15 protein-coding genes are annotated in these 26,363 nt (G+C 39.7%); 14 read left to right on the top strand and 1 reads right to left on the bottom strand.

Features of this window, described 5'->3' with window-relative positions; all coding sequences use genetic code 11:
- Window positions 1-223 precede the first annotated feature (223 nt).
- The 14 genes from H9L23_RS17585 to H9L23_RS17520 all read left to right on the top strand — a co-directional run bounded on the left by H9L23_RS17585 (window position 224) and on the right by H9L23_RS17520 (window position 25,053).
- Window positions 224-3,451, top strand: coding sequence for a SusC/RagA family TonB-linked outer membrane protein (locus H9L23_RS17585; protein ID WP_246474724.1), 3,228 nt, complete (start codon window positions 224-226; stop codon window positions 3,449-3,451).
- A gap of 11 nt (window positions 3,452-3,462) precedes the next feature.
- Entirely contained in the window at window positions 3,463-5,118 is a 1,656-nt protein-coding gene (locus H9L23_RS17580; protein ID WP_187591610.1) for a RagB/SusD family nutrient uptake outer membrane protein, read from the top strand.
- 196 nt (window positions 5,119-5,314) lie between these two features.
- The gene (locus H9L23_RS17575) at window positions 5,315-6,319 is read left to right on the top strand and encodes a LacI family DNA-binding transcriptional regulator (RefSeq protein WP_187591609.1); all 1,005 of its coding nucleotides are present in this window, start codon (window positions 5,315-5,317) and stop codon (window positions 6,317-6,319) included.
- A 217-nt stretch (window positions 6,320-6,536) separates the two neighbouring features.
- Window positions 6,537-8,981, top strand: a complete 2,445-nt coding sequence (locus tag H9L23_RS17570) for a glutaminase family protein (protein WP_187591608.1) — start codon at window positions 6,537-6,539, stop codon at window positions 8,979-8,981.
- A gap of 114 nt (window positions 8,982-9,095) precedes the next feature.
- Window positions 9,096-11,363 (top strand): GH92 family glycosyl hydrolase, encoded by a 2,268-nt coding sequence (locus H9L23_RS17565; RefSeq protein ID WP_246474723.1) that lies wholly within the window; start codon window positions 9,096-9,098, stop codon window positions 11,361-11,363.
- A 65-nt stretch (window positions 11,364-11,428) separates the two neighbouring features.
- Window positions 11,429-12,304, top strand: coding sequence for an ROK family protein (locus tag H9L23_RS17560; protein ID WP_187591606.1), 876 nt, complete (start codon window positions 11,429-11,431; stop codon window positions 12,302-12,304).
- A 421-nt stretch (window positions 12,305-12,725) separates the two neighbouring features.
- A complete protein-coding gene (locus H9L23_RS17555; protein WP_187591605.1) occupies window positions 12,726-13,709 on the top strand; it encodes a basic secretory protein-like protein in 984 nt (327 codons plus the stop codon).
- A gap of 283 nt (window positions 13,710-13,992) precedes the next feature.
- Complete coding sequence (locus tag H9L23_RS17550) at window positions 13,993-14,664, top strand: basic secretory protein-like protein (RefSeq protein WP_187591604.1); 672 nt, start codon at window positions 13,993-13,995, stop codon at window positions 14,662-14,664.
- 40 nt (window positions 14,665-14,704) lie between these two features.
- The gene (locus H9L23_RS17545; RefSeq protein WP_187591603.1) at window positions 14,705-16,993 is read left to right on the top strand and encodes a GH92 family glycosyl hydrolase; all 2,289 of its coding nucleotides are present in this window, start codon (window positions 14,705-14,707) and stop codon (window positions 16,991-16,993) included.
- Window positions 16,994-17,085: 92 nt separating this feature from the next.
- A complete protein-coding gene (locus H9L23_RS17540; RefSeq protein ID WP_187591602.1) occupies window positions 17,086-18,495 on the top strand; it encodes a 3-keto-disaccharide hydrolase in 1,410 nt (469 codons plus the stop codon).
- A gap of 11 nt (window positions 18,496-18,506) precedes the next feature.
- Window positions 18,507-20,474: a hypothetical protein gene (locus H9L23_RS17535; protein ID WP_187591601.1), complete on the top strand. Its 1,968-nt coding sequence runs from the start codon at window positions 18,507-18,509 to the stop codon at window positions 20,472-20,474.
- A gap of 69 nt (window positions 20,475-20,543) precedes the next feature.
- Window positions 20,544-22,892, top strand: coding sequence for a TonB-dependent receptor (locus tag H9L23_RS17530; protein ID WP_187591600.1), 2,349 nt, complete (start codon window positions 20,544-20,546; stop codon window positions 22,890-22,892).
- A 502-nt stretch (window positions 22,893-23,394) separates the two neighbouring features.
- Window positions 23,395-24,084: a ribose-5-phosphate isomerase RpiA gene (rpiA, locus tag H9L23_RS17525; protein ID WP_187591599.1), complete on the top strand. Its 690-nt coding sequence runs from the start codon at window positions 23,395-23,397 to the stop codon at window positions 24,082-24,084.
- 579 nt (window positions 24,085-24,663) lie between these two features.
- Window positions 24,664-25,053, top strand: coding sequence for a LiaF transmembrane domain-containing protein (locus tag H9L23_RS17520; RefSeq protein ID WP_187591598.1), 390 nt, complete (start codon window positions 24,664-24,666; stop codon window positions 25,051-25,053).
- Window positions 25,054-25,300: 247 nt separating this feature from the next.
- On the opposite strand, the gene H9L23_RS17515 is transcribed toward H9L23_RS17520, so the two are convergent.
- The gene (locus tag H9L23_RS17515; protein WP_187591597.1) at window positions 25,301-26,287 is read right to left on the bottom strand and encodes a GlxA family transcriptional regulator; all 987 of its coding nucleotides are present in this window, start codon (window positions 26,285-26,287) and stop codon (window positions 25,301-25,303) included.
- Between the last annotated feature and the right edge of the window lie 76 nt (window positions 26,288-26,363).

The raw sequence follows: 26,363 nt of genomic DNA, 5'->3' as shown, positions 1-26,363 counted from the left end.
GTCCAATCTTCTTTATTACACTTTATTAGTAAAGTTTTGTTTTACCTATTAACGTAACATTTAAGGGTGTTTTCATTTTTTTTAAAACAAAATGGCCTTTAATGCGTTACTAAATCGTTTTGCGGAAATACTAATCATAACTAATTAATCTCATTGCTCTTATTAATTTGGTGAAATTTGTCCGCATTGCGTAACTAATTATAAACTAAACTAGTGAGTGCCAATGAAAAACATTTTACTCAGGATGTCAGGATTCCTATGCCTGGTCCTACTTTCAAGCCCCCAGTTGTTTGCGAAAATTACGAGCGAAAAAATCAGTTTCAACCGCTATTATTTTCAGCAGGATACAACTAAAAAACAAGACACAACAAAAAAAGTCCCCGTTGCCAAACCCGCCGATACGGTAAAAGTACCGCCGAATCCACTTGGTGGCGCGCGTCCGGTTACTGCCCCGGCACCAGTTCCGGCTACCACTGCACCTGCTACACCAGCCGCCGGTGCTCCTGCAGCAACATCAGCTGCACAAAAAACAATTACCGGTACTGTTGTAGATGAACAGAAACTCGGTTTACCTGGTGTTGGAATTAAAATTCAGGGTAAAACTGGTGGTACCGTTACACAGGAGAATGGTAAATTCAGTATTAATGTAACTGCCCCAACCGATGTGCTGGTGTTCAGTTATATCGGTTACCAAAGCAAATCTGTGCCTGCAGGTAATGGGGCATCTCCTTTAAACATCAGTTTGGTGCCTTCAGGAAGCCAAAACCTAAGTGATGTAGTAGTGGTTGGTTACGGAACGTTGAAAACAAAAGAAGTAACTTCATCCGTTGCCCACGTAGATACTTCTCAGTTTAGGCAAAGTGGTGCGCGGAATGCCTTAGATCTAATTCAGGGTAAAGTTGCAGGGCTAAACATTACCAGGGCAAACAGCTCCAATCCTAACTCAGGACCAAGTGTTCAATTACGTGGTGTAGTTTCTGTAGCTGGTAGTGCAAGTCCGCTTTATGTTATTGATGGTATTCCCGGTGGTAACCCCGATCTTTTGCAACAAGATGATATCTTATCGGTCGACGTATTAAAAGATGGTTCTGGTGCAGCAATTTATGGTACCAGTGCAAATGCGGGTGTAATATTAATCACCACAAAAAAGGGTAAACCAGGTCCGCCAACATTTAGCTATTCTAGTTATATCCGTAAAGAGTTTATCCAAAACCGCTTAGATTTTTTAACAGCCGATGAGTTTAGGGCAAAAATCAATAGCGGCGAAATTAATGCTGTAGATTACGGAGGCAGCGAAGATCTGTACGATAAATTGGTAAACCATGATAATCTGTCTCAAAATCATAACCTTGCACTTTCTGGAGGAACAGATAAAACAAGCTATAGAGCAAGTTTAAATTATCGCGATTTACAGGGTATTGCCCTTGAAAATGGCAGGAAAGAATATACCGGAAGGCTGAACATCAATCAGAAAGGTTTTGATGATAAATTAAACATTCAGTTAAACCTGGCCACCAATATTAATAACGCCAACTTACTTTCCAATGGTACCACTTCATCGTTTTTCGACAATGAATTAAATGCCAGTGGATGGGAAGAGGAATTAACTAAAAACCCAACCAAGCAGATTTATAACCCTGATGGTTCATTTTACTACGATAACCAGAGTACCAATCAATACGCACGTTTATTTACGCAAACCAGCTACCGTAAACAACAAACTACTTCGGCTGATTTGAAAGCTGATTTCGATATTGTTAAAGGTTTAAAAGCTTCGGTGTTTGGATCGTTACAGCGGGATAATTTTGTTGATGGCGGTTATGCGCAATTGAAAAGTGAAAACTCCATAGAAAACAGTGATTACCCAGGTGGCGGATATGCATTCAAAAATAATTTCCTTTCTCAGGGTTATGCTTTTGAACCCACATTACAATACACCACAACGTTTGCCAGCAAACATGCTATTACTGCTCTGGCAGGTTACAGTTATCGCTACAACATTGAAGAAGGTGCTAAAGCAAGTACACGTGGTTTCTTAAACGATCAGTTTAATGAAGATAACCTGGGTGCCGGACAGGCACTGGCCGATGGTAAAGCAGGTATGGGCAGTTATAAAAACGATAATACCCTGATTGCATTTTTTGGTAGGATAAACTATTCATACGATAATAAATACTTATTGCAGTTAATTTTAAGGCATGAAGGATCGTCCAGGTTCGGTGATAACAATAAGTGGGGAAATTTTCCCGCAGTTTCCTTAGGTTGGAACGTTACCGAAGAGGGTTTCATGAAGGATGTGAAGTGGGTTAACTACTTAAAGTTAAGAGCAGGTTATGGGGTAACAGGTAATTCTGGTTTTGCCAATAATGCTTCAAGGGTAGTACTTAGTGGCGGAGGTAAATACCTTTATCCTGATGGTAGCTACAGGGAAACTTATGGTCCACAATATAATCCTAACCCTTTTCTTAAATGGGAATCTAAAAGGGAAACCAATGTTGGGGCAGATTTTACCTTGTTTAACAGTAAGTTAACCGGATCAATTGATGTGTTTGACAGAACCACTAAAGATTTGCTGGATCAATATACTACACCTCAACCTCCTTATGTTCAGAGTACCATTTATGCCAATGTGGGTAATATTTCATCAAGAGGTTTAGAGGTTGCTTTAAGCTATCAAGCCGTTAAATTGAAGGATTTTACTTTCAGTATGGATTTTACCGGAAGTACCATCAAAAACACCTTAAATTCTTATTCTAACGATGCTTTTGCCGTTAAATACAGGACATTCGGCGGAATAGGTGGTTCAGGCGATTTAGGAGATGCCATTACCACTTACGAAGGTGAAGAAGTTGGTATTTTTTATGGTAAACGTTTTGCCGGTTTTGATGCCAATGGAAAATGGTTATTTTATAATAGAAATGGTGTTCCGGTACGTAACGACCAGATCAACAATTCGAAAGATAAGAATGTATCGGATTTAGCGCCGATAGGTAATGCCATTCCGAAATATTATGCCTCATACACTGCAAACTTCACCTACAAGAATTTCGATTTCAGGGTGTTCTTAAGAGGTAAGTTCGATTACGACATCTTAAACACCACTGCATTAAGTTATGGGAATCCAGCCATTACAGGATCTAACTACCTGAGAGATGCATTTGGGAAATACAGCCAGATTAATGATACCTATATGTACTCCGATTACTATGTTGAAAGTGGTACAAACGTAAAAATTGATGAGGTTACCCTGGGTTATAATTTTAAATTAAAAACAAAATATATCCGCAACCTGCGCGTATATGCTACTGGCCAGAATTTAGCAACTATTACAGGTTACAGCGGTAACGATCCTGATTTCGTTCAGGATACAGGCTTAGGCCCAGGTATCGATAACCGCGGTGCTTATCCAAGTACCAGATCATTCTTATTTGGTGTTAACGTAGGGTTTTAATAAATAACAAAATGAAAAATAAATCAATCATATATACGGCCCTTGCGCTAATTGTTGGTATGGCTTCTGCCTGTACCAATTTAGATGAAAATGCATACGATGTTATTCCGGCTGAAAAATTTTATACCAATAAAAACGAAGTAATTTCTGCAGTGTTAAGGCCATATACCCATGCAAACGCCTGGGTAACACCTTCAGGACAAGACGGATGGTGGCGCCTGGCAGAACTTTCTGCCGATCAGCTGGCGTGGCCAACCAAAGGACCGCACGGTGAAGATGGTGGAAAGTGGAAAAGATTACACTATCATAGCTGGACGGTAGATGAAGCTGGAATAAATAACGCATGGGCCCTGATGTATGCCGGCGTTGGCTACTGTAACGATCCAATTGCAAATATTGGATCGAGGGATATTTCTGCCATGGGTATTACCCAACAAGAGAAAGACGAATATATTGCAGAATTAAAATTACTGCGGGCATTCCATTACCTTAAACTCATGGATCTGTTTGGTAATATTCCATTATCAACCACCATTGTAGATCCTGCTAATCCGATTTTACCCAATACAACCAGTAGAAAAGATGTTTTTGCTTTTATCGAAAAAGAAATCAAAGATAATATCAACAATGTACCCAAATTATCAAGGGCACAATTGGGTAGAATGAGTCAGGCCAGCGGTTATGCCATGTTAGTAGAATTGTACCTCAATGCAGAGGTGTGGACAGGTACTGCCCGTTGGGATGATTGTATCGCTGCTGCCGATAAATTAATTAATAATGAAGGTGGTGGACAAAACGGTAGCATGGCACTGGATCCGAATATTTCAGATCAGTTTAAAAATACCAACGATTTATCAAAAGAGGTAATCTTCTCTATAGCTTACGATTTTACAAGAGCCAAATTTGAACCATCATGGACCGGTGAATTTTATCACTTTGCACAAAGGGATATTTATGGCGGTGGCAGAAATGGTAATGACGGGATTGTATTGATTCCGGGAGTTTACACTACTTTTGAAACAGATGATCTCCGTAAAACCAACTGGCTTTTATTCGGGCCACAGTTTAAATTTACCGATCCTACTGCCCCTGTTGAAGGAACCGTAGAGTATGCAGGTAAGCCACTTTCATTTGTAGATAACATCCAAAAAAACACCAAAAATTCTACAGTCACCAATATGAGCGAAGGCGAAGAAAACAGCGGTGTGCGTTTTAATAAATACAAATTAGGAAACTCACTACCAGGCCTTGTTAACGGTGTTCGTGTAGAACCAGATCCAAACTACAATAATACCGACTGGAATGTTTACCGTTTAACCTGGATTTACTTTGCTAAAGCAGAAGCCATCATGCGTAAAAATGGAGGAGCTGCTACAGCAGATGCAGTGACCTTAATCAATACCTGCAAACAAAGAGCTTATACAGCTGCTACCTGGCCAGCCCATGCTTATACTACTGTTTCGCTAACTTTAGACGAGCTTTTGGCAGAGCGTGGAAGGGAATTTATTTTTGAAGGTTTTAGAAGAGATGATTTGATTCGTTTTGGAAAATTTAGCAATACCAAATGGTGGGATCACGAGATATCTACACCAACAAGGTCATTATATCCAATTCCTCAGCGACAAAGAGATTTTAACCCAAAACTCACCCAAAACCCAGGATATTAATTTTGATACAAAAGGCGCTTCATAAGCGCCTTTTGCTGTTTTATGCCTCATTTTTTTATCCTGCCAACCTTTAACAACTGTTTCTAAAACGATTAACATAAAAAATGTTAAATTGCGTTTTTATAACGGGCAAAAAATTAAAAGCTATAATTTTTATTTAGCTTTGAATCGATTAACATAAAAGAATTCCAGCCAAATGAAATCGCTTTCCATCAAAGATATAGCTGTTAAAGCAAATGTATCCATCACCACAGTTTCCTTTATTATTAATGGTAAAGCAAAAGAGAAATCAATCAGTGAAGCGGTTATTGAAAAGGTAGAGAAAATTATTGCAGAAAGCGGTTATAAACCCAACCAGATTGCCAGAAGTTTGCGTACCGGAAACTCAAACATCATCGGCCTGATCATTGAAGATATTTCCAACTCATTTTTTTCCAGGATAGCCAGGTTAATCGAAGATAAAGCCTATAAAAGGGGGTATAAAATCATCTACTCCAGTACCGAAAACAGTGTTGATAAAGCGAAAGAACTAATCAATATGTTTAAATCTCGTAAAGTTGATGCCTATATTATTTCGCCTATTAAAGGAATAGAAGAAGATGTAAAAATGCTGTTGGAAGATGGCAATCCCGTAATCTTTTTTGACAGGAACCTGCCCGATATCAATACCAGTTATGTAGGGGCCGATCATTTTAATGCTTCTTACCAATCTATCCAGAGTTTTATCGATCAGGGCAAAAAGAATATAGCCCTTGTAACCACCGATATCAACGTAGAGCAGATTGTAGAACGTTACGATGGTTATAAAAAAGCTTTGGAAGACAATGGCATCAAATACGATGAAAACCTTGTGTTAAAAATCCATTTTAACCAGGAAGAAAGCGAAACCATCAGCCAGATCAAACAACTGCTTGAACAGAAAAAAATCGATGCCGTTTTATTCGCAACCAACTACCTTGCCATCAGCGGCCTTAAAGTTCTAAAACAGATCAATAAAAAAATAGGGGATGATTTTGCCATTATTGCCTACGATGACCATGAAGCCTTCGAACTGCATACCCCGGGAATATCGACCGTACAGCAACCTTTGGAAGAAATTGCAGAAAATGTAATCAAACTGATCCTTAAACAGCTTTCTTCTAAAGCCAAACCCGAAAACCAGCAGATCATCATTCCGGCCAAACTTATCATCAGGGATTAATATTTTGTAACTTAAATATTACGAAATGTGGTTTTAATATGATTTTTAAATTCTCTAATATTGGATTAGTAAAACGTTTTACTTTATTGCGGCTTTAGAGAGCGAAAATCCATCTTAACTAGAATTATCATCCTCATTTTCATTCAATCAGAATAAATATTTGGTCGGTAAATTAAGTAAAACGATTTATCCATTGCAAAGAACCAAATATTGAATTATGAGAAACCTTTCCTTGCTGGCATTTTGCCTTTTTTTTACTTTCACGCTTAAAGCACAAGATAAAGCCCCGGCTTATCCGCTGGTAACGCATGATGCCTATTTCAGTATCTGGTCTTTTGGCGATGGCTTAAATCAATCGGTTACCAAACACTGGACCGGTAAGGAACAATCTTTATTGGGCATAATAAAAGTTGACGATCAGTTTTACCGTTTTATGGGCGAAGAAAGCAAAAGCTTTAAAACCATACTCCCAGCTGCTGATGAAGTTAAATACCAGGCCAGTTATACCTTCGATCAGCCTGAAAAAGGTTGGGAAACCAATACTTACAATGATGGTGCCTGGAAAAAAGGCGATGCTCCGTTTGGCGATGAGCGAAGCGATAAAACAAAATGGAGTACCGACGACCTGTATTTCAGAAGAACTTTTGAAGTTGCAAATCCAACATCAGCAAAAAAATATCTTAAACTCAATCACGATGATAATGTAATGGTGTACCTCAACGGGAAATTAATTTACAGGAAAAACGGATGGGTTTCTGATTATATCTACCTGCCAATTGAGGATGGCATTTTACTAAAAGGTAAAAATGTACTGGCTATTCATTGCAAAAATACTGCAGGCGGGAGGCATTTAGATGCCGGGATTGTAGAAGAGGAAGCTCAGGAGGTAAAAATTGCGCCTGCAACCCAAACCAATGTTACCGTACAGGCTACCACAACAAAATATAACTTTACTTGTGGTAAAGTAGCTTTAGAAGTGAGTTTTACTTCGCCACTGTTGCTTAACGATATTAAACTAACCGCAAGGCCAATCAGTTATATCAACTATGCGGTAAAATCAACTGATGGCAAAGCGCATAAAGTTGATGTTTTCTTTGGAGCCTCATCAAATATTGCAGTAAATACACCAACTCAGGCTGTTTCTGCCTGGAAAAGTACCAAAAACAGCCTTTCTATCCTTAAAACAGGTACTGTTGAACAGCCTATATTAAAAAAACGTGGTGATGATGTACGGATTGATTGGGGTTATTTATATGTTGCTGTACCTTCAAAGTTTAATGCTGTGCAGTTTATCGGTACCCAGAACGAAAGTTTAAAAGCTTTTATGGCGGCAAAATATCCCAATCAAAACCAGGTTTTAAATTCCAAAAACTTAAGTCTAAACAGTGTGATTCCTTTTGGTACTGTTTCTTCTGCTGCGGTGGAGAGATATGTATTGTTGGGGTATGATGATTTAAAATCGGTAGAGTACTTTGGCGAAAAACTATCTCCGGTTTGGAGGCAATCCGGTTCGCAGCAATTTGAAGATCAATTGGCAGATGCTAATATTCAATATCCATCTTTAAAAGCCAAATGTGCCGCTTTTGATGCGAAACTTTATGCTGATGCGGAAAAAGCAGGAGGAAAGGAATATGCAGAAATGTGCAAGCTGGCCTACAGACAGGCGATTGCAGCCCATAAAATCGTATATGCACCCAATGGCGATATCCTTTTTCTTTCTAAAGAAAACTTTAGTAACGGATCAATCAATACGGTTGATGTAACCTATCCATCTGCGTCACAATTTTTAGTGTACAATCCTGAATTGCTAAAAGGGATGTTGAACGGTATTTTTTATTATTCGGAAAGTGGAAAATGGAAAAAACCTTTTGCCGCACACGATTTAGGTACTTATCCTCTGGCAAACGGTCAAACTTATGGTGAAGATATGCCGGTGGAAGAAGCGGGGAACATGATCATTTTAACTGCCGCCATTACCAAGGCAGAGGGAAACGCAAAATATGCCGAAAAACACTGGGAAGTAATGTCGGTATGGGCCAATTACCTTTTAAGAGAAGGTTTCGATCCTGCCAACCAGTTATGTACCGATGATTTTGCAGGCCACCTTGCCCGTAATTCGAACTTATCGGTAAAGGCAATTGTGGCTTTAGGCGGTTATGCGCAAATGGCACAGTTACTAGGTAAAACCGATGTAGCCACCAAATACCGCACAGCTGCTTTACAAATGGCGCAGAACTGGATGAAACTTGCCGATGACGGCGATCATTATGCTTTAACATTTAATGATAAAAATACCTGGAGCCAGAAGTATAACCTGGTTTGGGATAAACTTTTAAAATTGGATCTTTTTCCAAAAGAAGTGTATAAAAAGGAGATTGATTTCTATTTAACTAAACAAAAAGATTTCGGACTGCCTTTGGATAGCCGCAGAACCTATACCAAATCAGATTGGATTATGTGGACCGCAACACTAGCTGATAACGAAGCAGATTTCCAAAAATTCATTAGTCCCATTTACCGATATGCTACCGAAACTGAAAGCAAGGTGCCATTGAGCGATTGGCACGAAACCACCAACGGTAAAATGACAGGTTTCCAGGCAAGAAGCGTAGTTGGCGGTTACTTCATTAAAATGCTGGCCGATAAATGGAATATTAAATAAAAGCATTAATCAGCTTTGCCTGCAACCATTTACCTATGCAGGCAAAAGCTGATTTTTAAAATATACAGCATGGTTTTATACCTGCTGAAAAGAACAACACACACAAACAAACCAATGAAACTTAAATTAATCGCATCCATTTTATGCTGTCTTGCTTGCAAAGGGCTATCGGCGCAGCAGAAAGATTGGGTCCACTATGTGAACACGCTTCAGGGAACCAATTCCAAACACGAGCTCACCAGGGGAAATACCTATCCCACAACCGCCCTGCCTTTTGGCATGCACACCTGGACACCCCAAACGGGAAGAAACGGCGATGGCTGGAAATACCAATACTTTAAAGATAAAATCAGGGGTTTTCAGCAGGCGCATCAATGCAGCTCGTGGACAAGGGATTATGCGGTATTTTCTTTAATGCCAATGGTTGATGAACTTGTTGTTGACGAGAACCAGCGTGAAACCCGGTTTAGCCATAAAGATGAAGTTGCAAAACCGAATTATTATAAAGTAAAGTTCGAAAACGAGATTACTACAGAAATTTCTCCATCAGAGCGTGGTGCGCATCTGCGTTTCAGCTATCCAAAAGGTAAAAGGAGCTACCTGATCCTTGATGGATACACCAGGTTGAGCGGTGTGCAGATCTACCCAAAGGAAAATAAAATTACAGGATGGGTAAATAATGGCGAAGGTTTTAAGCGTGGCTGGAAAAGTTATTTTGTGATCCAGTTCGATCAGCCCATTAAATCTTATGGTACCTGGGAGAACAAACGCAATACGGTAAATAAAGATTCGCTAACTGCCGAAGGATTAGGAAAAGGTGCATTTGTACAATTTGAGTCAGGTACTAAAGTTCAGATTAAAACCGCTTCCTCTTACATCAGCTTAAAACAGGCCGAGCTTAATTTAAAAAGAGAGCTGGGCAGCGATAAAACTTTAGAAGATACCAAAGCCAATGCTGCTGCGGTATGGAATAAATCTTTAGGTAAAGTTGAAGTGGAAGGTGGATCGAAAGCCGATATGGCAACCTTTTATTCTTGCTTTTTCAGGGCAAGTTTATTCTCAAGAAAATTTTATGAAATCAATGAGGCTGGAAAACCTTATTATTTCAGTCCTTACGATGGTAAGGTACATGATGGGTATATGTTTACCGATACCGGTTTCTGGGATACCTTCCGTGCGCAATTTCCATTAAATACCCTGGTACAGCCCGAAATGCATGGTCGTTACATGCAGGCCATGCTTGATGCTTATGAGCAATGCGGTTGGCTGCCCTCATGGTCGTTCCCCAGCGAAGCAGGCAGTATGATCGGTAACCATGCCATTTCTTTACTGGCCGATGCCTGGGTAAAAGGAATCAGAACTTTTGACCCCAAAAAAGCCCTTGATGCCTATTATCATGAAGCGATGAACAAGGGGCCCTGGGGACCTGCAAACGGTAGGGATGGGGTAACCGAATATAATCAATTGGGTTATGTGCCTTATCCAAAATATAGGGAAGCCACCGCAAAAACGCTGGAGTATGCTTACGATGATTATTGTGCCTACCAATTGGCCAAAATGATTGATGACAAACATTATATAGAGGTTTTTGAAAAACCAATGTATAATTATAAAAATGTGTACGATCCTGCTACACGGTTTATGAGGGGCAAAAACGCAGAAGGCAAATGGTCGCCAAATTTCGACCCGACAGAGTGGGGCGGACCTTTTACCGAAGGCAACGCCTGGCATTGGCAGTGGTCGGTTTTTCAGGATACCAAAGGCTTGATTAATTTGATGGGTGGGTACAACAATTTTACGGCAAAACTGGATTCTGTTTTTACCGAACCCAATAAAGTTAATGTTGGCTCTTACGGCGGCATGATCCACGAAATGACTGAAATGGTGATGGCTAACATGGGGCAATATGCACATGGAAACCAACCGATACAGCACATGGTTTACCTTTATAATTATGCTAACCAGCCCTGGAAAGCGCAGTTTCACGCCCGCGAGGTGATGCATAAATTGTATGATGCTACCGAAAACGGTTATCCCGGTGATGAAGACCAGGGGCAAACTTCATCATGGTATGTGTTAAGTGCTTTGGGTTTTTATAGCGTTACGCCTGGTACGGGCGAATATGTTTTAGGTAGCCCAATGTTTAAAAAAACAACGATTAACTTAGAAAACGGTAAAAAATTCGTGATCGAAGCACCCGCAAATGATTCCGACCACGTTTATATTAAATCTGCCAGCTTTAACGGTAAAAATTTCACCAGAAACTTTATTAATCACAGCGATATTTTAAAGGGCGGGGTGTTAAAATTAGAGATGAATGTTAAACCTTCGTTAAATAGAGGACTTTTAGAAGAAGATAAGCCTTTTTCGCTGAGTAAATAGATATTGAATCGCTATTTTTGGCGCATTGATGAAAATTAGTATAATAACAGAAATATAGATATAGAATGGAAAAGCCTGTTGCATTAGGTGTAGATATTGGCGGCTCGCATATTACAGCCGCATTGGTGGATTTGGAAACAAGAACTTTGGTGAAGGATTCCATCAAGCGTAGCCCTGTGAATTCGCAGGAGAATAAAGAAGTGATTTTATCGGCATGGTGCGATATTATCAGCAAAGCTTTTCAAAATATTAAAAACGGTGCACGTAACGTGGGTATTGCCATGCCCGGGCCGTTTAATTATGATAAAGGAATTTCATTGATCAAAGACCAGGACAAGTTTAAGTCGCTTTATCAGGTTAATGTTAAAGAAGAACTGGCTAAACGTTTGGATATTCCTGCCGAAAATATCCATTTTATAAACGATGCCGCTGGTTTTTTACAGGGTGAAGTTTTTGCCGGGGCTGCAAAAGGAAATGCAAGTGTGTTGGGCCTAACATTGGGAACAGGGCTTGGGTCTTCGCTTTGTTTAAACTATAAAGCTTTTGATGCCGACCTGTGGAACTCCGAATTTTTAGACGGAATTGCAGAAGATTATTTATCTACGCGCTGGTTCGTAAAACGTTTTAACCAACTTAGCGGGAAAACCGTAGATGGGGTGAAAGAACTCGTAGAAATAGTAGAAACCGATCATTTTGCTACTCGGGTATTTATGGAATTTGGCTATAACCTGGCCCAGTTTTTAATTCCTATTATTAAAAAACATAAAATAGATACCGTTATTGTTGGTGGTAATATTGCACAATCTTTTAGTGCTTTCGCCCCCGAGCTGATTGCTACCCTAAAAGGCAATGGATTAGATACGAATATCAAAATTTCGGAGCTTAAAGAACATGCTGCGTTAATTGGTGCTGCAAGCTGTTGCGATTTGAGTTTAACTTAAGGAGTTTTAGCTGAGTATTTTACAATATTTTTAAGTTACACATAAATTAACCGTGGAATTACAATTTTAACAATGTAATTCTGCGGTTATTCTCCAATTTTACTTTTTTTTAAAAAAAAGAATGCTTTTTGTAGGATATTCTCATTCCTGATTTATTCTTATTTATTCCTTTGCATATTTTTTTAATATTTATCTGATAAAAAAAATAAATAATTCTTGATTATTTAAGAATATGTTTAATATTGTTTAGTAAAACGTTTTAGTTTGCATTTATATAAAATATTTTGCTTGGTAAAAAGTGTTGTCATCAGATCAGATTTTCTAAGTATTAAAAAATAAGAGGCTAAATTTAAGTTATAAAAAAGTTTCAGGATCAAGGTTCAGATCTTTCCTTTTTTATCAAAACACACATATAAGACAAATGAATAAGAAAATTTTAATCCTCGCATTGGTATCATTCTTAGCAGGTGCTGCTGCTGCCCAAAACAGAGAAAGAGAATATAAAATTACCATCAACGACAAAGACAGTGTAACAAACGCCAAGGTTGATGCTAAACTAAAGGCCGCCTTTTTTGAGGTTTATCCGGGCTTTGCACAGGCAGATGGCTATAGGACCAAAAGAAATGTAGTGCTTGATTTTGTAAAAGACGAAACACCAACCATTATCGCTAAAGCAGGAGAAATTAAAGTGAACAGCGAATGGGTTAAAAATAAATCCCAGAAGAAAATCCAGAAAGAATTATTTACTGCACTTTCGAAAAACTGGGTTTCATACAGTAAAGAAAAACATAATGGATATACTTTAACTTTCATCAGTAAAGACCCAAATTTAGATCCAGCAGTTAGAAAAAACTTAATTTCTACATATTTTGAGATTTACCCAAAATTGGTAAAAACATTTAATGATAAATCTACACACGATGTACTTTTTGTAGTAGATACCGCATATAAAGCCGTAGCCGAGGCCAGTGGCAACAGGATTTTGTTCAGTGCGGGTTATATGAAAGCACATCCAACCGATATAGATGTGGTTACACATGAAACGATGCAGATTGTTCAGGGTTATGGTTACAGTGCTGGTCCGGTTTGGTTAACCGAAGGTATTGCCGATTATGTACGTTATAAATACGGCGTCGATAATGTGGGCTCTAAATGGAGCCTGCCAGCTTACAATGAAAAACAAAATTATACCAATAGCTACCGGATTACCGCCCGCTTTTTTGCCTGGTTAGAACAAAATGTAAAACCTGGGTTAATTGCCACATTAGATCAACAATTAAGGGCACATCAGTACAATGCACAATCATGGGAAACCATAACCGGAAAAACCCTAGATCAGCTTTGGACCGATTATGGCAAAGAACCCCAAAAAGTAACCCTTACCTATAGCAGTAAGAAATCATAAAAAGAAATTTACAGAGAAGTCTAGTTTTACAGGCAATGTGCCCAGGCAAACTTGACTTCTCTTTGGATACATACCAAAAAGAGATTTATCTAGACAGATTTAGCTTCGCTGAACACTCCGTTGCACCCGCTAGCTTTCGGGTCCGCTCGAAATGACGACCGCTGTTTTGTAAAAATATTCATCACTAAAGTAAAATTTTTGATCATTTACTAAAACGTTTTACATAAAATATTTAATTTGCAGAATCAAACAGGCTAACCAAAAAAAATAATTTCCCATATCAATGAAAAAAATATCAATTCTTTCCGTTTTCTTAATGCTTGTTTCTGCTGGTTTAGTGCAGTTGAAAGCGCAGGAAATCACTAAAAAGAGCGGTTACACCTTATCGTTCGAAAGCAATTTCAAGGAACTCGACCCACAATTGAAAAAACGTTTAATCAAAACATTTTTCGAGGTTTATCCAAAGCTGGCAAAAGAATACAACCCATCAACCATAAAAGAGGTAAAGTTTTTTGTAGATACAGCTTACAAAGGCGTGGCTGCAACTGCTGATGGCAAAGTAACCTTCAGTTCGATGTGGATGATTAAACATCCCGAAGATATTGATGTGGTTACACACGAAGTCATGCACATTGTACAAGATTATGGTCGCAGTGTTGGCCCGGGTTGGTTAACCGAAGGCATTGCCGATTATGCCCGTTATAAGTTCGGTGTAGATAATGCAGGTGCCAAATGGTCTTTGCCGGCTTTAAAACCAGATCATTCTTATAAAAACAGCTACCGCATTACCGCTGCATTTTTTGCATGGATAGAAAAAAGTGTAAAACCTGGCACCATTAAAGCGGTTGATGCTTCTTTAAGGGACCATACCTATACTAAAGAAATCTGGACGAAATTAACCGGTAAAGATTTAGATGCACTTTGGGCAGATTACGTTAAAAATTCGCAAGTTTAAAAAATAATTACACGCATATAAAAAATCACAAACACAACAAATGAAACGATTATTTATCGCCTTATTGGGTTTTGCGGCAACAACCAGTTTCGCACAAACCATAGGCAAAGTTACAGATCCTGTTGATTGGATAAACCCTTTAATGGGAACAGCGTCCAAACCGGCATTATCTAACGGAAATACCTATCCGGCAATCGGTTTGCCATGGGGAATGAACATGTGGACACCACAAACAGGTAAAAGTGGCGATGGATGGGCGTACACTTACGACGCAGATAAAATCCGTGGTTTTAAACAAACCCACCAACCCTCACCATGGATGAACGATTACGGTGCTTTTTCGATTATGCCCGTTACCGGAAAATTAAGATTTACCGATGATGACCGTGCCAGTTGGTTCAGCCATAAAGCAGAGGTTTCAAAACCATATTATTATAGCGTTTATTTGGCAGATGCCGATGTAACCACCGAAATTACCCCTACAGAAAGAGCTGCACAGTTCAGGTTTACTTTTCCTAAAACCGATAGTTCTTATGTAGTTGTAGATGCCCAAAACAAGGGTTCGTATATTAAAATCATTCCGGCAGAAAGAAAAATCATTGGTTATACTACTAAATATGCCCGTGGTCCGCTGCCTAAAAACTTCAAAAACTATTTTGTAATCTATTTCAATAAAGATTTCAAACTGGCGAAAACCTGGGATGACAAAAAATTGAACGATAAAGATTTAGAATTGACTGTCGATCATGCAGGTGCTGTTATCGGTTTCGCTACACAAAAAGGCGAGCAGGTAATTGCTAAAGTGGCTTCATCTTTCATCAGCTTTGAACAGGCTGATCTTAACTTAAAAAGAGAATTGGCTAACGATGGTTTCGATGCAACTAAAGCAAAAGGCAGGGCAACCTGGAACAAAACCTTAAGCAAAATTTCTGTTGAAGGGGGTACCATCGATCAGGCCCGTACTTTTTACTCGGCCATGTACCGTACCCTTTTCTTCCCTAACAAATTATACGAAGTTGATGCACAGAACCAGATTGTACACTGGAGTCCGTATAATGGTCAGGTTTTGCCAGGTTATATGTTTGCCGGTACTGGTTTCTGGGATACTTTCAGGGCTTTATACCCTTTCTTAAACCTGGTTTATCCTTCTATCAACAAAGAAATGCAACAAGGTCTAATCAACGATTATAAAGAAGGTGGTTGGTTGCCTGAGTGGAGCAGCCCGGGTTATGCTAACATTATGGTGGGTAACAATTCTGCTTCTGTAGTTTCTGATGCCTACATTAAAGGGATGCGTGGTTACGATATCGAAACATTATGGTCTGCTTTAAAACATGGTGCCAACAACGAAGGCCCTATGGAAGCCGTTGGTCGTGATGGGGTTAAATATTACAACGAACTGGGTTATGTACCTTTTGATGTGAAAAAGAACGAAAATGCGGCTAAAACTTTAGAATATTCTTATGATGACTTTACCATCTACCAATTGGGTAGGGCTTTAGGTAAACCGGCATCAGAAATCGACATCTACAAGAAAAGAGCCATGAATTATAAAAACCTTTTCGATCCGGCTTCTGGCTTAATGCGTGGTAAAAACCAGGACGGAACTTTCCAAAGCCCGTTCAGTCCATTTAAATGGGGTGGTGCCTTTACCGAAGGTAATAGCTGGCATTATACCTGGTCAGTTTTCCAGGATGTTGATGGTTTAGCTAAATTAATGGGCGGTCACGATAAATTTGTAACCAAACTGGATTCAGTTTTCTCTATGCCTCCGGTATTTGATGAAAGTGCTTACGGTGGCGTAATCCACGAAATCCGCGAAATGCAGATTGCAAACATGGGCCAGTATGCGCATGGTAACCAACCTATTCAGCACATGATTTACTTGTATAATTATGGCGGTGCCCCTTATAAAACACAATATTGGGTGCGCGAAACCATGAACAGGATGTACAAAGCTACACCAGATGGTTATTGCGGTGATGAAGATAACGGGCAAACCTCTGCCTGGTATGTTTTCTCAGCAATGGGTTTCTATCCGGTAACGCCAGCGGTTGATCAGTATGTATTAGGTGCGCCATTGTTTAAAAAAGTAACCATTACTTTAGAAAACGGCAAAACTGTTGTAATCAATGCACCAGAGAATAACGATAACAATCGTTATGTACAAAGCTTGCAGATGAATGGTAAACCTTATTCTAAAAACTGGATCAGCCACAGTGGTTTGCAAAAAGGTGCGGTGTTAAACTTTAACATGTCGGCAACGCCAAACAAAACAAGGGGTTCAAATCCAGCTGATTTCCCTTATTCGTTATCAACAGAAAAATAGAAAACATCACCACCGGGTAAAGCAATTTATCCGGTGGATATTTTAAGGAAACCTTTAGCTTTTAACCGGGCTAAAACTAACAAACCAAATATATGAACATCAACGTCTCGAAGACGGGTTTTACGGCCATCATCTGGCTTTGCGGAACCCTGCTGGCATTCGGTCAGCGTATCGATCTCAAAGATCTTTCTGCCTTTAAAAATCCTTCAAATTCCTGGTCACTTGCACAAAACGTGGTAGCCGATCTTAATGCCGAAAATGTTTTAAAAACAACCAAAGGCGAAGGTATTTTAGTCAATCAGTCTACCGCGAAAAAAGCAGGATCTGATTTGTACACCGCAAACGAATATGGCGATGTAGCCGTAGAGTTAGATTATTTAACCGCCAAAGGAACCAATTCTGGTATTTACCTTCAGGGAAATTACGAAATCCAGATTGATGACGCCTGGGGATTAAAAAACGCCAGTTCATCAAATAATGGCGGGATCTACCAACGTTGGGACGACAGCAAACCTGAAGCCGAAAAAGGTTTTGGTGGTGTTGCACCCCGTCAGAATGCAAGTAAAGCACCTGGTTTATGGCAGCATATCAAAATTATTTTCCAGGCGCCAAAATTTGATGCCTCAGGAACAAAAACTCAAAATGCAAAAATCATTAGTGTAGAACTAAACGGCGTATTGATCCACGAAAATGTTGAGCTTTTTGGAGCAACAAGAGGTGCCGCCGGTGCTGAAAAAGCAAAAGGGCCTTTGCGTTTGCAAGGCGATCATGGTTCGGTAGCTTTTAGGAATATCGAAATCACGGCATTGTCTGAAATTCCAAAATCAAACCAGAATGGTGGTGCTGATCCGATTTATATCGAAGCTGCAAGCAATAACATGATCAGAAGTTTTGTTGATGTGGCACCACGCGTTCGCTCGGTACATGCCATTTCAGTTGGCGGACCAGAAAAAACGGCTTACAGTTACGATCTGGATAACGGAACTTTATTACAGGGCTGGCATGGCGATTTCATCGATGCTACCCCAATGTGGGACGGTCGTGGTAACGGAACCTCACGTGCTTTGGGCAGTGTTACCCGTTTCACCAAAAAACCGGTTTTAGCCATATCAAAACTGGCAAACGATCAGGCTGCCTGGATTGCTGATACCGCAGGTACCGGCTTCAGAACCAAAGGTTACGTAATGGATAAACAGGACCGTCCGGAGTTTAAATACATCATCAACGGAACTCATGTTACCGATGCTGTTAAAGTAATGGAAAATGGACAAGGTTTAACCCGCGAAATTGCCATCGATAAACCATCTAAAGACTTATATTTCTTATTGGCAACCGCTTCCAATATCGAAGAAGTAGCTAAAGGTTTATACCTGGTAGATGACAAATCTTATTACATCCAGCTGGCCGATGGATCGTCCAAACCGGTAATCAGAGATGTTGATGGCAAGAAACAATTTATTGTAGCTATCGGAACCAGGTTAAATTATACCATTTTGTTTTAATTGTGATGACAATGAGAAATACATTCAAAAAATTAGCAATACTGGCATTAAGTTTTAGCTTTTCTACAGTTTTTGCGCAAGAAACCCCGAAAGAAGAAGATTTTTTCAAAATAAATAAAGTACGCGTACCTGAAGGACCGATTTTAGAAGTTGGTGGTTTGATTACCATGCCAAACGGCGATTTAGCCATTTCTACCCGTAGGGGAGAAGTGTTTATTGTAGAAAACCCTACCAGTGCCAAACCTTACTGGCGCAGATTTGCCTATGGACTGCACGAAATTTTAGGTATTGCCTATAAAAATGGTGCATTGTACGTGGCACAACGTGGCGAACTGACAAAATTGATCGATAAAGACCAGGATGGGAAAGCCGATGTGTACGAAACCATTTATGCATGGCCTTTAAGCGGTCACTACCACGAATATAGTTTCGGACCTAAATTAATGCCTGATGGTACCTTTATGGTTACGGCAAACGTTGCTTTTGGTGATGAAGAATGGTGGCGTGCGGAAAGTCGTGTTCCAATGCGTGGCTGGGCGATGAACATTACCGAAGATGGTAAAATGAGTCCTTACGCTGCAGGTTTCCGTTCGCCTGCCGGTATTGGTAGCATTGATGGTCAGTTTTATTACACCGAAAACCAGGGCGACTGGGTAGGATCAGGTGGTTTATGGAAAGTAAACAAAGGCGATTTTATGGGCCACCCTGCAAGTTTAAGGTGGACAAACCTTCCAAATTCTCCTGTTAAATTACAATCCGATTTCTTCTATTCTCAAATGGATGAACGCCGTATTAAAAACGAACAGGGTAGATACATCAAACCAGAAAACAGGGTAAACGAAACTTTCAAAACCTTGTTCGAAATGAAAAAGGTATTTCCTGAATTGCGTTTGCCTTCAGTTTGGTTGCCTTATGGTATTTTGGGTATCTCATCTGCAGAACCTGTTAAAATTCCTGTCAATACATTTGGCCCTTTTGCTGGTCAGATTTTGGTTGGCGACCAGGGGATGAGTATCATCTCGAGGATTTTTATGGAAACCGTAAAAGGTGAAGAACAGGGCGCTGCCTTCCTTTTCCGAAAAGGTTTTCGTTCGGGTGTGTTGAGGTTAGAGTGGGGTACCGATGGATCATTATTTGTAGGCGAAACCAACCGTGGTTGGGGGTCGGCAGGTGATGCCAATGAAGGTTTGGAAAGATTGGTGTACAACAACAAAACCCCTTTCGAAATGAAAGCTGTAAGGGCGATGCCTGATGGTTTCGAAGTAGAGTTTACCATGCCTGTTGATCGTAAATCGGCAGAAGACCTGGCTTCGTACGATGCAGAAAGCTTTATTTATAAATATCACCCGGTTTATGGTTCACCTCCGGTAAATACCGAAAAATTAAAAATCTCAGGTGTTAAAGTTTCAGCCGATGGATTAAAAGCAAGGATTATTGTGAAAAACCTGCGTCAGTATTATATCCATACCATAACATTAGATGGTTTAAGATCGCAGGATGGTTTTTATTCTTTGGTTCACCCGGTAGCTTATTACACGTTGAACCAGATTCCTGATGGAAATAAACTTTCTGCCAATGAGGTGAGCACCAAAAACTCTGCAGCAGCACCAGCTGCCCCTGCAAAGAAAACAGCCGCGCCAAAAGGAACTACCGGTAAAGCACCTGAAGCCAAGGGCGCAGCCGCAAGCGGGACTAAACCAGCTACTACAACTGCAAAAGCACCTACTTTTAAAGAAGTGGAAGGTTTGCTAACCAAAAACACCTGTTTGGCCTGCCACAACCAGACCAAAAGGCAGATTGGTCCACCATTTGCAGAAATTGCCAAACGTAAATATTCACCAGAAAAAATATTTCAGTTGATCCATAACCCACAACCACAAAACTGGCCGGGTTATTCGACAGAAATGCCTCCAATGCCGCAGGTAACCAAAGCAGAAGCTTTAAAAATTGCAGGTTGGATCAATTCTTTAAACAAATAAGTTAGTTAGTATAGTTGTTAGGAACGGTTAGTAGAAATGCTAACCGTTTTTTTAATTTTACAAGAAAAAATGAAGAACGTTTTACTCTTAATAGGGTTATTCTTATTAACCTACTTTGCAGCCCATGCACAGCAAAATAAAATATCGGGCACCATAAAAGATGGTAAAAATGAAGCCATTGCCAACGTAACGGTGCAGGTATTGAATACCAATTTATCTGCGGTGAGCAAAACTAATGGAGATTTTGAAATCACAAATATCCCAGCCGGAAAATTAACCTTAAAATTTAGTGCCATCGGTTATGCAACGGCCATAAAAACAATAAGCAATAACCAAAAGCTTGATATGGTATTGGCAGAAAGTAATTCCAGATTGGATGAAGTAACCGTATCAGCACAAAAAACAGAAGAAAATGTACAGAACATTCCAGCGGCGGTTACGGCTTTTTCAGCCTCTAAGATCAGCGATTACCGCATTCTGAATACCAGGGATTTAGCTACCTTAGTACCCAATTTATACAGCAGTAATCCTGGCGATGGCAGAAACGTAACATCTATTCGGGGAATAGGAACTACTTCTTACGATCCTGCTATTGCAACTTATATCGATGGGGTAAATCAATTTGGTTTGGATACTTATATTGCTTCATTATTTGATGTGGAGAGAATTGAAGTACTCCGCGGGCCACAAGGAACCTTATATGGCCGCAACGCAATGGGAGGGGTGATCAACATCATCACCAAACAACCCAGCAATACAACAACTGGCTTTGCTGGGATCGACATAGGTAATTATGGCCAGCAGCGTTATAGTTTAGGGATCCGTACACCCTTAATTAAAGATAAACTGTTTTTTGGTGCTGCCGGATTGTACAACAGGCAAAATGGTTTTTATGCCAATACCTTTAACAATACAAAATTTGATAAGCTGCATGGCTTTATGGGTAATTATTACCTGAAGTTTTTGGCTACATCAAAATTTGCACTGACATTAAATGTGAAGCATAACGAAAACAGGAATAATGGAACTTTTCCTTTAACCGGTTCGGTTGATGAAGCCTTGGCCAATCCTTTTCAGTTAAACCAAAATTCGACAACAGAAATGGTCGATAATCTTTTTAACGCTTCCTTGTCAGCAAACTATGCCGGAAATGATTTTAATTTTACATCTCAAACTGCTTACCAGTCTAATTACAGGTATTATAAACAACCCATCGATGGTGATTTCTCACCCGCCGATATCGTTTCTATTGTAAATAATTATGGTAAAGACTGGAATAAGGTGAAGGTATATACACAGGAATTTAAATTCAGTTCGCCTGCTTCCAATATTTCAAAATTTAAATGGGTAGCCGGTTTATATGGTTTCTATCAAAAAAATCCGGTAAAGCAAGGCTCCTATTTTGGTGCTGATGGAGCCGTTTATGGTGCAGAACCGAATACAACAGCTGTAAATATTAATTCGGGGAAAAGTGCTGGTTTTGCTGCTTATGGACAGCTTTCTTACCAGATTACCCAACATTTAACGGCCACTGCTGGTTTACGGTACGATTATGAACACAAAAGATTGCTTGCTTCTGGCGAATACCTGATTCCAACAATGGATCCGATTGTTACACAGGGTGATACTTTGGCCAAAGCAAATTTTAATGCAATTTCTCCCAAATTAAGCCTTGGCTATGCCATAAGCAACAATAACAATGTTTATGCAACGTATAGCCGCGGTTACCGTGCTGGTGGAATAACACAACTGGCTTCTGATCCAACCACTAAGCCACTCGATACTTATAAGCCAGAATACAGCAACAATTTCGAAGTTGGCACAAAAAACACCTTTTTCGATCAACGTTTAATCGCAAATATTGCAGCTTTTTATGTAAATATTACCGATGCGCAGATTCCAGTTCTGATTTTACCTGATGCCCTTACCACCACACGAAATGCCGGTAAACTGGTGAGTAAAGGTGTCGAACTCGAACTTTCTGCCCGTCCGCTTAAAGGTTTAAGTATTGATTATAACTTTGGCTATACAGATGCTTCTTACAAATCTTTAAATGTGTCTAAAAATGGCGCAACCGTTGATTTAGCAGGAAATAAACAAATTTATACCCCGGAAACCACTTCGATGTTTGCTTTACAATATAGCTACAAGATTGACGAAGCCTCAAAGTTAAATGCCATAGTCCGTGGCGAATGGTTATTTACAGGTAATCAGTTTTATGATCTAAGCAACCAGATCCAACAGAAAGGTTATAGCGTTTATAATGCGAAGATTGGTTTTTCTGCTAAAAAATACGATCTGTTTTTCTGGGGAAGAAACCTGTCCAATAAAACCTATATTGATTATGCCTACGACTTTGGAGCCGCCCATTTAGGCAACCCGAAAACTTATGGTGTGAGTTTGGTAGGGAGGTTTTAAATTTAATCGTCTTTGCTTGTCCCCGTCATTTCGACTGAAGCGCAGCGAAACGGAGAAATCTGTTAAAGAGATCCTTCGACTCCGCCCAGGAGGACATAACGCCTGTATAAAAGAAATGGGGATTCCACTACCGCAGAATCCCCATCATCTAAATTAACGCTCTCATATACATAAACGCTGTAAATAGGATTTATTGTATAAGCAGTAATTTTTTTCATTATTATATGTCGTCATTTCGACTGAAGCGCAGCGAAACGGAGAAATCTATATAAGCGATCCTTCGACTACGCTCACGATGACAATGCATGGAAAAAAGAAATGGGGATTCCACTATTGCAGAATCCCCATCATCTAAATTAACGCTCTCATATACATAAACGATATAAATAAGATTTATTGTATTGGATGTGAATTTTTTTCGCCTTGGTTCGTGTCTCCACTAACCAATTATTTCCCAATATCTATTTTTTGCGATGTTATCATTTAAACCTATTTTTACCTTATGGCGACGATAGATAAAACCCAGCAAGATGCCGAAAAGCTTGCGGCTGCCCTTGCTGCAGTAAAATTTGTAAAAGATGGCGATGTTGTAGGCCTTGGCACAGGATCTACCACCACCTTTGCCATTAAAGAATTGGGCAAACGCGTAAAAGAAGGACTCAAAATCACCGCTGCTGCAAGTTCTATCCGCACAGAAGAACTCGCAAAATCCTTAGGGATCGAAATCCTCGATCTGGGTAGTCTAAGCTCAATTGATATCAGTATTGATGGTGCCGACGAGTTTACCGAAACACTCGATCTGATCAAAGGTGGGGGAGGTGCGCTGTTCAGGGAAAAAATTATCGCTTCCCTCAGTAAAAATGCCATCATTATTACCGATGCTTCTAAAAAAGTAAAAAAATTGGGCGCTTTTACTGTACCGATTGAAGTAATTCCATTGGCTTATCAATATGTTTTCGATCAGATAACTACACTCGGCGGAAAAGGTCAGTTAAGGTCAGTAGAAAATAATACATTTATCACCGATAACGGAAACCTGATCATTGATGCTGATTTCGGTCTTATTGATAATCCTGTCAAATTATCTTCAGACCTCAACCAAATTAACGGATTACTGGCCCATGGCCTATTCATCAACCTCACCTCGAAGATAGTTATGAGTGAAGGAACGGATATTATCATTTTTGAATGAAGTTAGTTCATTGGTTCATTAGTCATTAGTTCATTTGTCTGGTTAATCGGTTAATTGTTTAAATTGGTTAATCGTCGCCAAGCGCGAAGTCCGTCATTGCGAACTGAAGGGATGGGGTAAGTGGGTAGTATGAAGCAATCTTTTATACAATTCGTTGGTTCATTAGTTTGGTTAATCTGTTAATTGTAATGCAACCTGCCTACTGGATTGTTAAATTGTCGGATTGCTGTATTGTGAACTGAAAATTGCCAACTGAAAATTGTCAATCGGTTAACTGTCGCCAAGTGCGAAGTCTGTCATTGCGAACCGAATGGTGGCATTATGTGGGCAGTGTGAAGCAATCTTTTATGCCGTTCACAGGTAGTATTAATTCTTCACTGCGATTAATCGACTCCTGACTTCGGACTGCCGACTCCGGACTAATCACCAATTTCACCGATATTTTCAACCTCCTTCAAATTCCCTAAATTTTTTTACCGACAATTTTATTTCACTCACCGATAAAACATCGCAATTAAGGGAAAAGCCATTCCCCGGCGTGGGTTTCTGTGCTACATTTGAATCATAAAACAAACAGTCATGGAAACTTTAATCAACAAAAATCGCGCTGATAAACAATTAGGTTTAGGCATTTTAATCTTAGTAATTGGTTCTGTATTCTTCCTTAGAAACACAGGTGTAGATGTTCCACATTGGATATTGAGCTGGCACACCATCATGCTGGGAGCAGGTTTGTGGATGGGTTACCGTAAAAACTTTCAAGGAAATGGCTGGTTGGCATTAACCATTATCGGTGGCATATTTACCCTTAGGTCCATCAGCATTTTTGATTTCGATTTCTCAGGGATCAGTGTTCCAGTGGCCTTAATCGGATTGGGTTTATATGTGATCTTAAAACCTAAAAAAGTTCAAAACTTTGATCAGTATTTCGAAAAGAAACCAGTTGATTTTACTGAAAAAGAAAGCTAAAATTCTTAACTCCATCATATATCTTAAAAAGGGACATTTTTTTAATAATGTCCCTTTTTTTTGTGCTTAATAGCAGAGCGCTCGTAGCTTGGAGTCGTTGCTCGGTGCACATTGCAATCTGCTAAAAAAAGAAACGGGGATTCCACCCTTAGGCAGTATCCCCGTCATCTAAATTAACGCTCTCACATACATAAACGCTTTAATTGGAATATATTGTGTTGAGTTTATTTTTTTTTTATTTTTTTTGCTAAACCTGTAAAACAGGAGCTGCTTTATGGTATTTGTTACGGTATTCAATAGGAGTTAAGCCCGTTATTTTTTTGAAAACATCCCTAAACGATTTGGTATCGGTATAACCAACATCAAACATCACTTCGGTAATATTTTTTCGGCTCGATTCGAAACTCCGTTTTGCCGCTTCAATTTTAACCCTTTGAATGTACTCAATTACGGTGTTTTTGGTAGCACTTTTGAACCTCCGCTCGAAACTCCTTCTGCCCAGCGCCAGCATATCCGCCAGTTGATCTACCGTAATCCGCTCCTGATAATTTCCGTCAATAAATTCCTGAGCCTTTTTAATTTTTGCATCCTCATGTCCTTTTTGTCCCTGAAACATCATAAAAGCCAGCTGACTTTCGCGATCGATATCAATGGCGAAATATTTTGCCGCTAAAATAGCGGTATCACGGTCGGTATACTTCTCTACCAAATATAAAAGCAGGTTCCAGTACGAATTTGCCCCACCACTCGAATATAATCCCTGTGCATCGGTAATAATGCTGCCATCAACCAATTCTACATCAGGAAACATTTCCCTGAACTGATTGGCAAACAACCAGTGCGTAGAACATTTCCGGCCGTTTAACAAACCTGTTGAGGCCAATATAAATGCGCCTAAACAAAGTGAAGCAACTTCTGCACCTTTTGCATGCTGTTTTACAATCCATGGAATCAGATCTTCGTTTGCCTCCATGGCATAACCTACATTACCACTTATTGCCGGAACAAAAATGAGATCAGTGCTTTCCACTTCATGCAATAATTTATCAGCATGTACCGAGAAAAGACTATTGTTTAGCTTTACCTCTTTTGTCATGGCTACAAGCTCCACTTTAAAAAGCGGTAATTTACCTGATGCCTGTAAAAATTCGTTAACAGCGGTAAATAAATAACGTGGATCTGCAATGGCCTCAATCACGGCAGTCTCTGGAATTAAGATAGATACATGTTTCATATCTCAAATATAGCAAGGCTATTTGTCGTAAACAACCCCCGCAATTGTCGTTTCTGCGTGTTCCGCTTAAAGTAAT

Source organism: Pedobacter roseus (assembly GCF_014395225.1).
GTDB lineage: Bacteria > Bacteroidota > Bacteroidia > Sphingobacteriales > Sphingobacteriaceae > Pedobacter > Pedobacter roseus.
This window is presented reverse-complemented; position numbering and strand designations above follow the sequence as displayed.